At 71.5% G+C, this 15,169-nt stretch carries 9 protein-coding genes; 3 read left to right on the plus strand and 6 right to left on the minus strand.

Annotated features, from left to right (window positions below):
• Positions 1-184: 184 nt before the first annotated feature.
• The 3 genes from mfd to OG741_RS16810 all read right to left on the minus strand — a co-directional run bounded on the left by mfd (position 185) and on the right by OG741_RS16810 (position 7,337).
• Positions 185-3,715 carry a transcription-repair coupling factor gene (gene mfd / locus OG741_RS16800; protein ID WP_405598653.1) on the minus strand — a complete coding sequence of 1,177 codons (3,531 nt, stop codon included), beginning with the start codon at positions 3,713-3,715 and terminating at the stop codon, positions 185-187.
• 266 nt (positions 3,716-3,981) lie between these two features.
• Entirely contained in the window at positions 3,982-6,552 is a 2,571-nt protein-coding gene (locus tag OG741_RS16805; RefSeq protein WP_405598656.1) for an ABC transporter permease, read from the minus strand.
• Positions 6,549-7,337, minus strand: a complete 789-nt coding sequence (locus tag OG741_RS16810) for an ABC transporter ATP-binding protein (protein WP_405598658.1) — start codon at positions 7,335-7,337, stop codon at positions 6,549-6,551. The genes OG741_RS16805 and OG741_RS16810 overlap by 4 nt, the downstream gene beginning before the upstream one ends.
• Before the next feature lie 381 nt (positions 7,338-7,718).
• On the opposite strand from OG741_RS16810, the gene OG741_RS16815 reads away from it, so the two are divergent.
• Entirely contained in the window at positions 7,719-9,272 is a 1,554-nt protein-coding gene (locus OG741_RS16815; protein WP_405605611.1) for an MFS transporter, read from the plus strand.
• 21 nt (positions 9,273-9,293) lie between these two features.
• On the opposite strand, the gene OG741_RS16820 is transcribed toward OG741_RS16815, so the two are convergent.
• From OG741_RS16820 to OG741_RS16830, 3 genes are all read right to left on the minus strand, one after another.
• On the minus strand, positions 9,294-10,184 hold the full coding sequence (locus OG741_RS16820) for a cellulose-binding protein (RefSeq protein WP_405598660.1): 891 nt from the start codon (positions 10,182-10,184) through the stop codon (positions 9,294-9,296).
• Between the two features lie 170 nt (positions 10,185-10,354).
• Positions 10,355-12,952, minus strand: coding sequence for an SUKH-4 family immunity protein (locus tag OG741_RS16825; RefSeq protein WP_405598663.1), 2,598 nt, complete (start codon positions 12,950-12,952; stop codon positions 10,355-10,357).
• Positions 12,953-12,959: 7 nt separating this feature from the next.
• A complete protein-coding gene (locus tag OG741_RS16830) occupies positions 12,960-13,943 on the minus strand; it encodes an SMI1/KNR4 family protein (RefSeq protein WP_405598666.1) in 984 nt (327 codons plus the stop codon).
• A gap of 217 nt (positions 13,944-14,160) precedes the next feature.
• On the opposite strand from OG741_RS16830, the gene OG741_RS16835 reads away from it, so the two are divergent.
• Together OG741_RS16835 and OG741_RS16840 are read left to right on the plus strand one after the other, a co-directional pair.
• Complete coding sequence (locus tag OG741_RS16835; protein WP_266475733.1) at positions 14,161-14,667, plus strand: YwqJ-related putative deaminase; 507 nt, start codon at positions 14,161-14,163, stop codon at positions 14,665-14,667.
• A 10-nt stretch (positions 14,668-14,677) separates the two neighbouring features.
• A complete protein-coding gene (locus OG741_RS16840) occupies positions 14,678-15,169 on the plus strand; it encodes an SUKH-3 domain-containing protein (protein ID WP_405598669.1) in 492 nt (163 codons plus the stop codon).

The following is a 15,169-nucleotide window of genomic DNA, read 5'->3' on the forward strand; positions in this document are numbered from 1 at the left end:
GGCGGGACGTGCGCGATCCATGAATGCCGGGAAGCGGGCAGCCGAATCGCCACCCTGACGACCTCGGGCGACCTGCCCCGGGTCGACGGGTGGCGATCGGCGACGGTCGACCCGGTTCAGCCCGCCTTGGCCAGCTTGCGCACCTGCGCCCGGCGGCCGAGATCATACGTCCGCAGGGGCCAGGTCACGAACCGAGAATCGTCGTCAGGAACTCCCCCGTCCACCCCAGAAGTTCCCGCCCCACCACCGGCTTCCCGCCGATCTTGCCCGCCGTCGGGCGGGGCACCAGGATCTGGCGGGTCGGGGCCTTGATGACCGTCCGCGGGTACAGGCGCTTGAGGCGGAGTTCCTGCGACTCGCGCAACTCCACCGGCGCGAAGCGGATGTTCGTGCCCTGGAGCACGATCTCGCCGACCCCGCAGGCCCGCGCCAGCATGCGCAGGCCCGCCACCAGGAGCAGGTTTTCGACCGGCTCGGGGAGTTTGCCGTAGCGGTCGGTGAGTTCCTCGCGGACCGACTTGATGTCCTCCTCGGTGTTCGCCGAGGCGATCGCGCGGTAGGCCTGGAGGCGCAGCCGCTCGCCCGGCGCGTAGTCGTGCGGGACATGCGCGTCGACCGGGAGCTCGATCTTGACCTCGAGCGCGGGCTCCTCCTCCACGCCGCCGTCGACCGCGGCGCGGTAGTCCGCCACCGCCTCGCCCACCATGCGGATGTACAGGTCGAAGCCGACGCCCGCGATATGGCCGGACTGTTCGCCGCCGAGGAGGTTGCCCGCGCCGCGGATCTCCAGGTCCTTCATCGCGACGTACATGCCCGCGCCCATCTCGGTGTGCTGGGCGATCGTCGCCAGGCGCTCGTGGGCGGTCTCGGTGAGCGGCTTCTCCGGCGGGTAGAGGAAGTAGGCGTAGCCGCGCTCGCGGCCCCGGCCCACGCGGCCGCGCAGCTGATGCAGCTGCGAGAGACCGAAGTTGTCGCCGCGCTCGACGATCAGAGTGTTCGCGTTGGAGATGTCGATGCCGGACTCGACAATCGTCGTGGAGACCAGCACGTCGAACTTCTTCTCCCAGAAGTCCACCACGACCTGCTCGAGCGCCGACTCGGGCATCTGGCCGTGCGCCGTGGCGATGCGCGCCTCGGGGACGATGTCCCGCAGGCGGGCCGTCGCGCGGTCGATGGACTCGACGCGGTTGTGGATGTAGAAGACCTGGCCCTCGCGCAGCAGTTCACGGCGGATGGCCGCGCCGAGCTGCTTCTCCTCGTACGGGCCGACGAAGGTCAGCACCGGGTGCCGCTCCTCCGGCGGGGTGGTGATCGTCGACATCTCGCGGATGCCGGTGACCGCCATTTCGAGCGTACGGGGAATGGGGGTGGCCGACATCGTCAGGACGTCGACGTTGGCGCGCAGCTTCTTCAGCTGCTCCTTGTGCTCGACGCCGAAGCGCTGCTCCTCGTCGACGACGACCAGTCCCAGGTCCTTGAACTTCGTGTCGGCCGAGAACAGCCGGTGCGTGCCGATCACGATGTCCACCGCGCCGTCCCGCAGCCCCTCCAGGGTTGCCTTCGCCTCCGTGTCCGACTGGAAGCGGCTCAACGCCCGTACGTTTACAGGGAATTGGGAATAGCGCTCGGAGAAGGTGCCGAAGTGCTGCTGTACGAGCAGCGTCGTCGGGACCAGGACCGCGACCTGCTTGCCGTCCTGGACGGCCTTGAAGGCGGCCCGTACCGCAATCTCCGTCTTGCCGTAGCCGACGTCGCCGCAGATCAGCCGGTCCATGGGGACCGTCTTCTCCATGTCCTCCTTGACCTCGGCGATGGTGCTCAGCTGGTCGGGGGTCTCCACATAGGGGAACGCGTCCTCCAGCTCGCGCTGCCAGGGCGTGTCCGCGCCGAACGCGTGGCCGGGGGCCGCCATGCGGGCGGAGTAGAGCTTGATGAGGTCGGCCGCGATCTCCTTCACGGCCTTCTTGGCGCGTGCCTTCGTCTTCGTCCAGTCCGCGCCGCCGAGCCGGTGCAGGGTCGGGGCCTCGCCGCCGACGTACTTGGTGACCTGCTCCAGCTGGTCGGTGGGGATGTACAGCCGGTCGCCGGGCTGGCCGCGCTTGGCCGGGGCGTACTCGACGAGCAGATACTCGCGGGTCGCGTTCTGCACCGTACGCTGCACCATCTCGATGTAGCGGCCCACGCCGTGCTGCTCGTGGACGATGTAGTCGCCCGCCTCCAGGGTGAGCGGGTCGATCGTCTTGCGGCGCTTGGCGGGCATCCGCTGGCCGTCCTTGCCGGCCGCCTTCTGGCCGGAGAGGTCGGTCTCGGTGAGGACGGCGATCCTGAGGCCGGGGTCGACGAAGCCGTAGTCGATCGAGCCGCACGCCACATGCACCAGCGACGGGGAGATCTCGGCGAGGTCGGCGTCGAGACGGGCGGCGATGCCCTCTCCGCCCAGCACCTCGACGGTGCGGGCCGCGGGGCCGTGGGCCTCGGTCACGAACACCGTGCGCCAGCCGTCCGCCAGCCAGCCCTTGGTGTCGGCGAGCGCGCGGGCGGTGTCGCCGCGGTAGCTCTCCGGGGCATGCATGCCCAGCTTGACAGTGTCGTCAGACAGTTCTTCGTCGGCGGCGAAGGGCGCTACGGACCACCACATCAGCCCGAGCTCGCGCGCCCGGTCCCGTACGTCCGCGATCCCCCACAGCGAGGCCGCGTCGACGTCGATCGGCGCCTCGCCGCCGCCCGCGGTCGCCGCCCAGGACGCCTGCAGGAACTCCTGGCTGGTCGCCACGAGGTCCGCGGCCCGGGTGCGTACCCGCTCGGGGTCGCAGACCACGGCCATCGAGCCCTGCGGCAGCACGTCGATCAGCAGCTCCATGTCGTCGACCAGGACCGGAGCCAGGGACTCCATGCCCTCGACCGCGATGCCCTCGGCGATCTTGCCGAGCAGTTCGCCCAGCTCGGGATGCTCCTCGGCGAGAGCCGCCGCCCGCTGCCGTACGTCGGCGGTCAGCAGCAGCTCACGGCAGGGCGGCGCCCACAGCCCGTGCTCCGCCACCTCCAGCGAGCGCTGGTCGGCGACCTTGAAGTACCGGATCTCCTCGACGTCGTCGCCCCAGAACTCCACCCGCAGGGGGTGCTCCTCGGTCGGCGGGAAGACATCGAGGATGCCGCCGCGCACCGCGAACTCGCCGCGCTTCTCGACCAGTTCGACCCGGGAGTACGCGGCTGCCGCGAGGCCGTCGACAATCTCGTTCAGATCGGCCTGCCGCCCGGTGCGCAGAGCCACCGGCTCCAGGTCGCCGAGCCCCTTGACCTGCGGCTGCAGTACGGAACGGATCGGCGCGACCACGACGGAGACCGGCCCGGCGCTCGGGTCGTCCTTCGAGGGATGGGCCAGCCTGCGCAGCACCGCGAGCCTGCGCCCGACGGTGTCCGAGCGGGGCGAGAGCCGCTCGTGCGGCAGGGTCTCCCAGGACGGGTACTCGGCGATGCCCTCCTCGGGCAGCAGCGAACGCAGCGCCGCCGCGAGATCCTCGGCCTCCCGCCCGGTCGCGGTGACGGCCAGCACCGTCCGCCCGGTCTCCCGGGCGAGGGCGGCCACGGCGAAGGGGCGTGCGGCGGGCGGCCCCACGAGATCGACATGCATACGGTGGCCGTCGCCGGCAGCCTTCACCGCTTCGGCGAGCGCCGGGTCACGTACGACGGCATCGAGCAGACCGTGCAGGCTCATGAAGGGCTTCCATCCGGGGCGAGGCTGGGCGGGGGTGGGCAACGCGAACCGCCCGACACGTGGAACGGGCCGGGGGTCTCCAGCCTACGACGACCGCGCGCCCCCCGCCGTCCGGTTCCGTCAGGCCCTGATCGACCGGACAGGGCCTGCAGGGCAAAGGGCCCACCGGAGCGCAAAGGCCCGGCCCCGGGGTGTTTGGAGGAACACCCCGGGGCCGGGCCCCCCTTACCGTAGCGCCCCCGTCGCTACTCCCCCGTTATCCCCCGCTACTCCGTGGCGATCGCGTTCAGCACATTCATCCGGCCCGCCCGGAACGCCGGCACCAGGGCCGCGAACAGGCCGACGAACGCCGACGCCACGAAGACTGTGATGATCGTCGGCCAGGGAATCTCCAGGACTCCCAGGCCCTCCAGCGCCAGCAGCTTCTGGGCCGCCGTGCCCCAGCCCATGCCCAGGCCGAGGCCCAGCAGGGCACCGAAGAGGGCGATGACCACCGATTCCAGGCGGATCATGCGGCGCAGCTGGCGGCGGGAGAGGCCGATGGCGCGCATCAGGCCGATCTCCCGGGTCCGCTCGACCACCGACAGGGCCAGGGTGTTCACCACACCCAGCACCGCGACGATGATCGCGAGCGCCAGCAGGCCGTAGACGATGTTCAGCAGCTGACCGATCTGGTCCTTCAGGTCCTGCTTGAAGTCGGTCTGGTTCTGCACCTTGTACTGCGGGTACTCGGCGAGCGACCCCTTCAGGGCCGCGTACGCCTCCTTCTCCTTGCCGTCCTCCGCCTTCGCGAACATCATCACGTTCTTGGGCATCTTGGCGGCCGGGACGTACTGAGCGGCGGTCGTGATGTTGGTGTACATCGCGCCCTTGTCGACGTTCGTGTCGTCGGAGGTGATCGCCGCGACCTTCAGCTCGGCGGTCCGGCCGTGCTTGAACGCGACCTTGATCGTGTCGCCGACCTTGATGCCGTGGTCCTTGGCATAGCGGTCGCCGACCGACATCGCGTCCTTGCCGTACGCCGCCGAGAGCTCGCCCGCGACGGTCTCGCGGCGCAGATCCTGTGCGTACGTCGGGTCGGCGGCGGCGAGCTCCTCGGCCTCCGTCCTGCCGTCCGGCGTGGTCAGCTTCGCCTCCACACCCTTGTAGTCGGTGACGTGCTCGATGTGCGGGGCCTTCTTCAGGGCCTCCTCGACCTGCGGAATGATCGCCTGGTTCTTGCTGGACTGGATGATGAAGTCCGCGCCTACCGACTTGTCGAGCTCGCTGGTGGCCGAGGCGACCATCGAGGAGCCGACCACCGAAAGGCACGCCACCAGCGCGAGGCCGATCATCAGGGCGGCGCCCGTCGCTCCGGTACGGCGCGGGTTGCGCAGAGCGTTGCGCTCCGCGAGGCGGCCGACCGGGCCGAACATCCGCAGGACGAGGGCGCTGATCACCCGCACCACGACTCCCGCGAGCAGCGGGCCGATGACCACGAAGCCGATGAGCGAGAGGACCACGCCCAGGCCGAGGAACATCGAGCCCTCGCTCGCCTTGTCGGCCCGGGTGGCGACCAGGAGCGCGGCCGCGCCGCCGCCGGTGAGCAGCAGGCCGATCGCGGCCCGGACGAGGCCCGCCTTGCCGTCGGCCGGCGTACCGGCGTCGCGCAGGGCGGCCATCGGGGAGACCTTGCCGGCCCGCCGCGCCGGGACGTAGGCGGCGACGACGGTCACGACGATGCCGAGGACGAGCCCGACGACCGGAGTCGTCCACTTCACGGTCAGATCCCGGGTGGACAGCTCCATACCCAGGGAGCCCATCAGCTTCATCAGCCCGACGGCCAGGCCGACACCGGCGGCGACGCCCGCGAGGGAACCGACGACGCCGAGCAGCAGCGCCTCGACCAGCACGGAGCGGTTGACCTGCTTGCGGCTGGAGCCGATGGCCCGCATCAGGCCGATCTCGCGGGTGCGCTGGGCGACCAGCATCGAGAAGGTGTTGACGATCAGGAAGATGCCGACGAGGAGAGCGATCCCGGCGAAGCCGAGCATCGCGTACTTCATCACGTCGAGGAAGGAGCCGACGTCCTCGCGGCCGGCGTCCGCGGCTTCCTTGGCGGTCTGCAGCTTGAAGGGGGCATCCAGCGTCTTGGCGACGTTCTGCTTGAGCTGTTCGTCGCTGACGCCGTCGGCGCCGGTGACGGAGATCCGGGTGAACAGGCCTTCCTTGCCGAGCAGTTCACGCTGGGCGGTGGCGGTGTCGAAGTAGACGACGGCCGCACCGGGGTTGGTGACCTTGAAGGAGGCGATGCCGGAGATCTTGGCGGTGAAGTCGCCGGTGACGGCTATGGTGCGCAGTTCGTCGCCGAGCTTCAGGTGGTGCTTGTCGGCGGTGTCGGCGTCGACCATCACCTCGGTGGGGCCGCGCGGTGCGTGGCCGGAGGTGATCTCCATCGCCTTGAGGTCGTTCGAGGTCCAGTTGGCGGCGATCGTGGGAGCGCCGGTGCTGGAACCCATGTCCTTGTTCTGGGAGTTGACGACGGTCACGCTCATGGAGGAGACGGCGCCCTCGGCGGACTTCACTCCGTCCGCCTTCGCCACTGTCTGCACCAGCGAGGCGGGCAGCGACTCCGGCTTGCCGGTCCGCGGGTTCTCCTCGTCGTCGGAGCCCTTGGGACTGACGGAGACGTCGGACGCGGTCGCGGCGAAGAGCTTGTCGAAGGTGGTGTTCATCGTGTCGGTGAACACGAGCGTGCCCGAGACGAAGGCCACCGACAGCAGCACAGCCACCGCCGAGAGGGCCATTCGCCCCTTGTGCGCGAAGAAGTTGCGCAGGGAGGTCTTGAGTACGGTCATGACGTCCGCCCCCGAGCGTCGAAGTCCTTCATGCGGTCCAGTACGGCTTCGGCGGTGGGCCGGAACATCTCGTCCACGATCCGGCCGTCGGCGAGGTAGAGGACACGGTCCGCGTACGAGGCGGCCACCGGGTCGTGCGTGACCATCACGATGGTCTGGCCGAGCTCGTCCACGGACCTCCTCAGGAAGCCCAACACCTCTGCCCCCGCACGGGAGTCGAGGTTTCCGGTCGGCTCGTCGCCGAAGATGATCTCGGGGCGGGCGGCGAGCGCACGGGCCACGGCGACGCGCTGCTGCTGGCCGCCGGAGAGCTGAGTGGGCCGGTGCTTGAGACGGTCGGACAGGCCCACTGTCTCGACGACCCGGTTCAGCCAGCCCGCGTCCGGCTTACGGCCGGCGATGTCCATGGGGAGTGTGATGTTCTCCAGGGCGTTGAGCGTGGGCAGCAGGTTGAAGGCCTGGAAGATGAAGCCGATCCGGTCCCGGCGCAGCTGCGTGAGCTTCTTGTCCTTGAGCTTGGTTATCTCGGTCGCGTCGAGGTAGATCTCGCCCGAGGTGACGGTGTCGAGACCGGCCAGGCAGTGCATGAGCGTCGACTTGCCGGACCCGGAGGGGCCCATGATCGCGGTGAACTGCCCGCGGGCGATGTCGACGTCGACTCGGTCGAGCGCGACGACACGGGTCTCCCCGGAGCCGTAGGCCTTGACGACCTGCCGCCCTCGTGCGGCGACGGCCGTACGCCCTGCGGTGTCCCCGTGCTGGGAAGTGGTCAAAGCCGTTGTCACGGTATTTCTCCTATGTCGGTGATCAGCGGGTGTCGCCGCGTACGGATATGAGTCTGTCGGCGGAAGCGGTCCGGCGCGCTGGTGCGCAGCGCAGTCTTGAACCGGGGGTTTTCCCCACCCCCCGGTGGTGCGGGCCCCAGCTGCGGCCGTAAGACCAAGCTAAGGAGTCGGCCGCGCTCTCCTCGTCGTCCCCCGGGACGAACGTCCCCTGGCCATCAGTAAGGAGGAGCCCCTAGGGGGACTACACCCCCGGGTGGAGCGGCACAGCCCGAGCCTGCACCCTCCCCCTGCGTGAGGCTCAAGTGAGAAGGTGTTCCAGGAAATAGATGCAGGGGGAAAGGATTTCGGGTGAGCGCGGAATGTTCTGACGATCCGGAGGGGATACCGGCCGCGGGGTCCGCGGGGCGGGCGGCCGCCCCTGGCACGGCCCCTCGGCCCACCGGGGCGGGCGCGGACGGGGCACGGGGGCGCGGGCCGGTCGTGGCCGCGCTCATGCTCGGGATGGCGCTCGCCGCGCTCGACGGCACCATCGTCTCCACCGCCGTGCCCCAGATCGTCGGCGACCTCGGAGGCTTCTCCGTCTTCTCCTGGCTCTTCTCCGGCTATCTGCTCGCCGTCACCGTCACCCTGCCCGTGTACGGGAAGCTCTCCGACACCTTCGGCCGCAAGCCGGTCCTGCTCGCCGGCATCGTCCTCTTCCTCCTCGGCTCACTGCTGTGCGCGGGCGCCTGGAACATGGCCGCGCTGATCGCGTTCCGGGTGGTGCAGGGACTGGGCGGCGGAGCCCTCCAGGGCACCGTGCAGACCATCGCCGCCGATCTCTACCCGCTCAAGGAACGCCCCAGGATCCAGGCCCGGTTGTCCACTGTGTGGGCCGTCTCGGCGGTGGCCGGGCCGGCGATCGGCGGGCTGCTCGCCTCGTACGCGCACTGGCGCTGGATCTTCCTGATCAACCTGCCGGTCGGCGCGGTCGCCCTCTGGCTGATCGCCCGTCATCTGCGCGAACCGTCCCGTACCCGACCGGCCGCCCGCCCCCGGGTCGACTGGCCCGGCGCGCTGGCCATCTTCGCCACGGGCACGCTCCTGCTCACCGCGCTCGTCCAGGGCGGCATCGCCTGGCCCTGGCTGTCCGCGCCCTCGCTCGCCCTGTTCGGCACAAGCGCGGTCCTTCTCGCCGTGGTCGTGGTCGTCGAGCGGCGGGCCGCCGAGCCGATCATCCCCGGCTGGGTCTGGCGCCGCCGCACCATCGCCGCCGTCAATCTGGCACTCGGCGCGCTGGGCCTGCTCATGGTCGCCCCCACCGTCTTCCTCCCCACATACGCCCAGTCGGTCCTCGGCCTCGGCCCGATCGCCGCTGGCTTCGTGCTCTCCGTGATGACACTGAGCTGGCCGGTCAGCGCCGCCCTGTCGAACCGGGTCTACACCCGGATCGGCTTCCGGCAGACCGCGATCATCGGCATCACGCTCGCGGGTCTGATCCTGCTCGCCTTCCCCCTCCTCCCGTACCCCGGCGAACCCTGGCAGCCGGCCCTGATCATGCTGCTGCTCGGCGGGGCGCTCGGCCTCTTCCAACTCCCGCTGATCGTCGGCGTCCAGTCGACAGTCGGCTGGTCGGAGCGCGGCACGACGACGGCGTCCGTACTCTTCTGCCGCCAGGTGGGCCAGAGCATCGGCGCGGCCCTGTTCGGCGCGATTGCGAACGGCGTCCTCGCCTCGCGCCTGGGCAGCTCGGGCGACCTCGACTCGGTGGCGCACGCCGTGGCGGATCCGTCATCGCTGACGGCGGGGGCCGCGGAACAGCTGCGCCGCGCTGTGGATGCGGCGGTGGACTACGTGTACATGGGCGCGGCCGCGGCGGCCGGAGTCGCCCTGCTGGTCCTGGTGTTCGTCGCACCCCGCCGCTTCCCGGTCATCGCCGACAAGCCGGAGGACTAGGTCTGCCAAGGACGCCGGGCGTCAGCCCTCCGCCGCCGCGCGCCCCGTGAGCGTCGTCAGGCTGTTGCGGACGTGCGCCATGTGCGCCTGCATCTCCTCGCGGGACTCCTCGTGCTCCCGCAGCATCCGCTCCGTCTCCCGCGCGATCCGCTCCACGCGCCCCTCTGCCTCGGCGATCACTTCCGCGGCCCGCGCCTCCGCGTCCTGCTGGCCGTGGCGGGCGTACTCCTCCGCCTCGGCGAAGGTGCGCTCGGCCTCCGCGAGCGCGGACTCGGCATAGGCGGTGAGCTCGGCAAGGCCGGTGTCCAACTCGCCCTGCTGGTCGGCGAGTTCACGTTCCGTCGCCTCCCAGCGCTCGGCCTGCTCCCGCTCCAGGTCGGCCAGCAGGGACTCGGCCCTCCGGCGCATCTCCTTCCACGCGGCCACGGCCTCCCCGCGCTGCTCCTTCACCTCGCGGCGGGCCTCCACGCGCATCTCGTCGGCCTCCGCCTGCGCCGCCCGCAGAATCTGCTGGGCGCGCGCGTCGGCGTCCGCCCGTACCGAATCGGCCTCCTCGCGCGCCGAGTCACGCCTCTGCCGGGCCGCCTCTTCGGCGGCGTCGACCTGCGCCTGCGCCTCGTTCCGGGTCCCTGTCACCAGCTCGTCGGACTCCTCGACGGCGAGGGCGAACAGGCACTGGGCGCGACTGCCGAGCGTCTCGTACGTCTGCGGGGCAAGGCCCGACACCACCTCGCGCAGATCGGCCGCCTGCGCCTCCATCTCCTTGGCAAGCACGGTGAGCCGCGCGGCCCGTTCCCAGGCGCGGTCGCGGTCCTGGGAGAGGGCGGCGACATAGGCGTCGGTCTCCGCCGCCGGGTAGCCACGGCCGCGTACGGCGACGAAGCCGTGAGGTGACACCGATGCAGCACTCATCCTTCAAGCCCCTCTCCGACCCACAATGCGACATTGCCGCCATCCTGCTGGATCAGAGAGAAACACCCATAATGCGACACTCCACACATAACGGCGGATGGTTTGTCACATATAACCCGCGGCGCCCGGCCTGCTGCGGCAGGCCGGGCGCCCCGGTCGTACGGACAGCGCTAAAGCAGTCCGTCCCACATCTGCTCCAGCAGCACCGACCACCAGCTCTCCGGTGACGCGAGCGCCGCCGGGTCGAGGGCGGCGAGCTGGGCCTGGAAGTCGACCGTCCAGCGGCCCGCCTGTTCCGGGTTGAGGTTGAAGCGCAGGCGCCACATCCGGCCGAGCAGGGCCAGGCAGCGTACGAACTCCGGCAGGCCGCTGTTCACGAACTGCGGCGCCACCGGCTGACCGCCCGGGCCCGCCTCCACCGGGACCGCGACGATGTGCGCCGTGCCGTACTGGACGCAGATCGCCCGGCCGAAGTCGCTTCCCACCACCAGATACGAACCCGCGTCGGCCGCGGGCTGCACCTGACGCTGGGCCGCGAGCTCGGCCAGCGTCGGGACGACCGGCTGGGCGGGCTGGGCCCAGAAGAACGGGTTGAAGTCGCCCGGCAGACCCGCCCACACCAGCGTGGCCGCCACGATCTCCGGCACACCCTGACGCGAGACCGCCCGCTGGTCGAACCGGCAGATGCCCTGCGGCCCGAACGCCGCGACCAGCTCCTGCGCGATGCCCTCCGGAGGGATCGGCGGGGCCGGCGGCATCTGCGGCAGCGGGGCACGCACCGGCGCCGGGCGCGCCGGACCGTCGGCGACCTGGTGCAACTCGCCCTGGTGCGCCAGCAGTTGCCGCATGCCCTGCTGGCGGGACGCGTGGTCCCTGCCGTACGGGGCGATCGAGGTGATACGCGCCTGCGGCCACGTCTCCCGGATCATCCGCGCGCAGTACGCACCGGGCAGCTCGCACGACTCCAGCTCGGTGTGCAGCTCGAGCACCTGCTGCGGCGGCACGTTCATCGCCCGCAACTCGTGCAGGATCTGCCACTCCGGGTGCGGAGTTCCGGGCGCCGAGCGGCGGATCAGCTGGGCCTCGGAGCCGTCGGGCGCGCGGTAGCGCAGCACGGCCTGGTAGCCGGGGCCGACGGTGGGCATGCCGGTCGGCTGCGGCGGATAGCCGTACGCGGGCGGCTGACCGCCGTGCGGCGGCTGCGGCGCATGCGGTACGGCACCGGGCGGCGGGCCGGGAGGAGCACCGGGCGGGCCGGGCGGCTGGGGCGCGCCGGGACCCGCCGGGGCGGGACCGGCGAGCATCGTCGCGGCATGGTGCACGCCACCACCGGGCGGACCGGGAGGCTGCGGCGCACCAGGCGGCCCGGGAGGCTGCGGCGCACCGGGCGGCCCGGGAGGCTGCGGCGCGCCGGGACCCATCTGGCTCGGGTCCGCCAGCATCGTCGCGGCATGGTGAACGCCACCGCCCGGCGGCGGAGTCGAACCGGGAGGCCCGGGCGGACCGGGAGGAGCAGGCGGTCCGGGAGGCTGGGGCCCCTCCGGGCCGATCTGCGAGACAAGCTGCGTCGGCAGGTAGCCGCCCGCCGGAGCACCGGGAGCACCCGGCCCCGACGGCGGCGGCGTCGCGCCGGGCCGCGCCCCCGGAGTGCCGGGCGCGCCGGGCGGCGGCGGAGTCGTCGAACCACTGCCGCGCGCTGCGCCGCGGGCGGCACGCGGCGGCAGGACCGCCTTGCTCGTCGCCGCGTCCGCGATGTCAGCCGCGCCGGGGCCGACGGGTGCGGCAGGTGCCGCGGGTCCGGCAGGCGCACCCGCTCCCGGCTGGTCGAGGGCCGGAGCGACCGTGGTCCGCGGAAGCTGGCTGCCGCCCGACATCAGCGCGGTCGGCGCATCGGCGCCCGAAGCCGGAGGCGGGGTGTCGTCGTCGTCCGACCCGGAGATCGGCGGCGCGAAAACGGTGGCGGGCAGCGGCACGGACGCGTCGTCCGACCCGGCCCCGCTGGTGTCCGTCCACGGGGTGGCCCCGGGCGGCGTGGCGGGAACGCCCTCGGATGCCGTGGGCTCGTAGCCACCGCCACCGGCGCTGGGCCAACCGGCCCCGCCCTGCGAGGCGTTGGCGCCGGACGACCCCACCGGAGACGCCTGCGAACCCGCCGAAGCCCCGGCCGAGGACCCGGCCGCGGGCCACGCCGAACCGGACGCGGACGACGAACTCCCGCCCGCCTGCGAGGCGTTGGGGCCCGTCGCAGCCGAAGCCGCGGCGGGCGCAGACCAGTCCGCCCCCGACGACGGCACACCCGCACCCGCACCCGTCGGCTCGGCCGCACCCGAAGGCGACGCGCCCGAAGCCGCAGCCGACCCCGAAGCCGCAGCCCGCTCCGGCGACCGCCGGTCCGGGATCCCGATCTTGTCCGCCGCCTCCTGGAGCCACTCCGGCGGACTCAACAGGAACGACGTCTGATTCAGGTCGATCCGCTGCGGGTGCTCGGGCGCGGCCGCGGCCACCTCCTGAACCCCGTACTCCTCCTCGTACCGGCGGATCACCTCACCCACCGGCAGCCCGGGCCACAGCGTCGCCTCACCGCTGTCCCGCGCGATCACCAGCCGCTGCTCCCCGCCGTCCGAGCGCGCACCGCCCTCGCGGTCCTCCGCCCACACCACGAAGCCCAGCTCGAACTCCCGCACCCGCACCTCGCGGTGCTGATACGCGGCCACGTCGCCGTTGACCCACTCTTCCGCGCGCTCCTGCGCCTGCGCGAAGGTCACCATCGGACCGTCACCCCTCGTCCGGGATCGGGACGGCGCGCGCGAAGCCGCCGTCCACCATCAGGTTCGCCACCGTCTCCAGCTCCGGCGGATTTCCCGCCAGGCGGCGCAGAAAACCGTCGAAGTCGTCGCCGCACGGCAACAACAGCCGCTCCACGCGCTGCTGCACGTTCCAGCCGTCCTGGTCCCGGGCGTCGTCGTACGCGCAGAACCACACCGAGCCGATCGCCGAGCCCCTCACCTTCACGGCCAGGATGCCGCCCTGGACAAACGCGACGCCCAGATAGTCCTTCGTGAGATGGTCCCGCAGGCACTTGTTGACGTACAGCAGGTCATTGACCGCCGCCTCGTCCCGCACCGTGAAGAACGGCTGGTCGACAAGAAGCCCCAACTCGGCGTCGAGCGCCGCCCCGACCGGGGCACAGCCGCCCGCCGCCTTCAGGAAGGTGCGGTACGCGCCGGGAAGCCGGTAGCCCAGGTCCTCCTCGACGCCGAGCAGCTGCTGCTCCGTCACCGAGACCACGCCCTTGGGCAGCCCGAAATGCGCGGGCCGGGTCTCCTGGAGCGGCCGCGTGCCCCGCTTGCCGTGGTCCACGGGCGCCGTCGCCAGACCGCCGTGGTGCCGCAGCAGCGCCTTCACCTCGACGGGGACCAGTTCGAGACGGCGCGTGCCCGGCACGTGGTGCCAGGTCCAGCCGTGCGGCGTCGCCACCGCGGGAATCGTGTCCCACAGCGCATGGCCGTCGGCGTGCAGAGCCGCGTTCGCCGATACGTAGTCGGTGAGCCGCAGTTCGTCGACCCCGAAGCCCTCCGGGGGCTCGGCGATCTCCGCGGCGGCACGCGCGTACGGCGAAAAGTCCGGATAGCCGTTCTCGTCCATCCGCACACCTCTATGGTGGCGGGAGGCCCGGACCGGGTCCGGGAAGTTCACGAGCTGCCCGGCATAGGCGGCGTTCGGTGGCGCGGCCCTGTGCCCGAGCCGACCTGTCGTCATGGCGGTTGCCCCCTGCTGCGTTCCGGCTGGTTCAGGACAGCCTATGCGGTGGTGCAACAGGGAGATCCGACGCTCCACCTCCATCACCAACAGTCACAATCGTGTGACCGAATGCCGACGGGTCGACACGTTTCAGTGCCCCCGCTTCCGCACCACCAGCCCCATTTGGCAGGCTGTCCCAGCAACTCGGGGGAGTGCAGGGAGGGGACGAACAACCATGCACACAGCGCAACCGAATACATCGGGTGATCCACGCCTCAGTTGGAGCAGCACCGAGGCCCTCCAGCCGCCCGCCCTGGGCCACCGTCGCGACGGCATCCTGCCGGCCGTCGCCGCCGCACTCTCCGTACGCGGCGAAACCCTCACCTGCACCGCCGGAAAGGCCGACCAGCCACCCGCCCTTCACCCACTCGTACAGGACTTCCTCGACACCCTCACCAGCGGCCAGCGCGAACGCTTCACCGGCCGCTGCCCCGAGGCGATCCTGCTCTCACGCCACCTCACTGCAGCCGAGTCGCAGCGCTCCAAACGCGCACAGCGCAAGCCCATGACCCACAGCGAGGCCAAACGGTCCTTCAAACAGGCCAAGTTGACGGCACGTAGGATCCGAGAGGACGGCGACCCTCTGCACGGCAGCTACGCACCACCCTGCCGGTCCTGTACGGCCATGCTCGACCACTTCGGAGTACGCCCCGTCGATCCGACCGCACCCGAGAACGGCTGATCCCCCACCAATGCCCGACCACCTGAGCACCACCCGGTTCCCCGTCGCCGTGGACGCCGCCCTGCGCGAAGCCGGATGGCAGCCCGGCCGCTGGGACATAAAGCTCGCCGAGCACTGGGCGGACACGCTGCGCTCGTACGTCTCACCGGGCGGCCACCGGCACACAGTCTTCCCGGCAGCCGTCGAAGCCTGGGCGGAATTCGGAGGACTGCGGGTCACCGCACCGGGCCCGGGGCGGCAGACAGCCCCGACGCCCCTGCGCTTCGACCCCCTGGCCGGCCTGCACCTCGCGCGTACGCTCGCCGACCTGGGGCGAGCGCTCGACACCGAGGTCGCACCCCTCGGCGACGAAGGCGACAGCCAGGCCGTGCTCGCCATCGACGCCGAAGGCCGCGTCTACAGCCTCGACCACACCGGCGACTGGTACCTCGGCCCGGACATAGACCGCGCACTCGCCACCCTGGTCACCGGCATCCAGCCCACCCGCCTGACCCTCGGCTGA

The sequence above is a fragment of the Streptomyces sp. NBC_01410 genome (genome assembly GCF_045040195.1).
GTDB lineage: Bacteria > Actinomycetota > Actinomycetes > Streptomycetales > Streptomycetaceae > Streptomyces.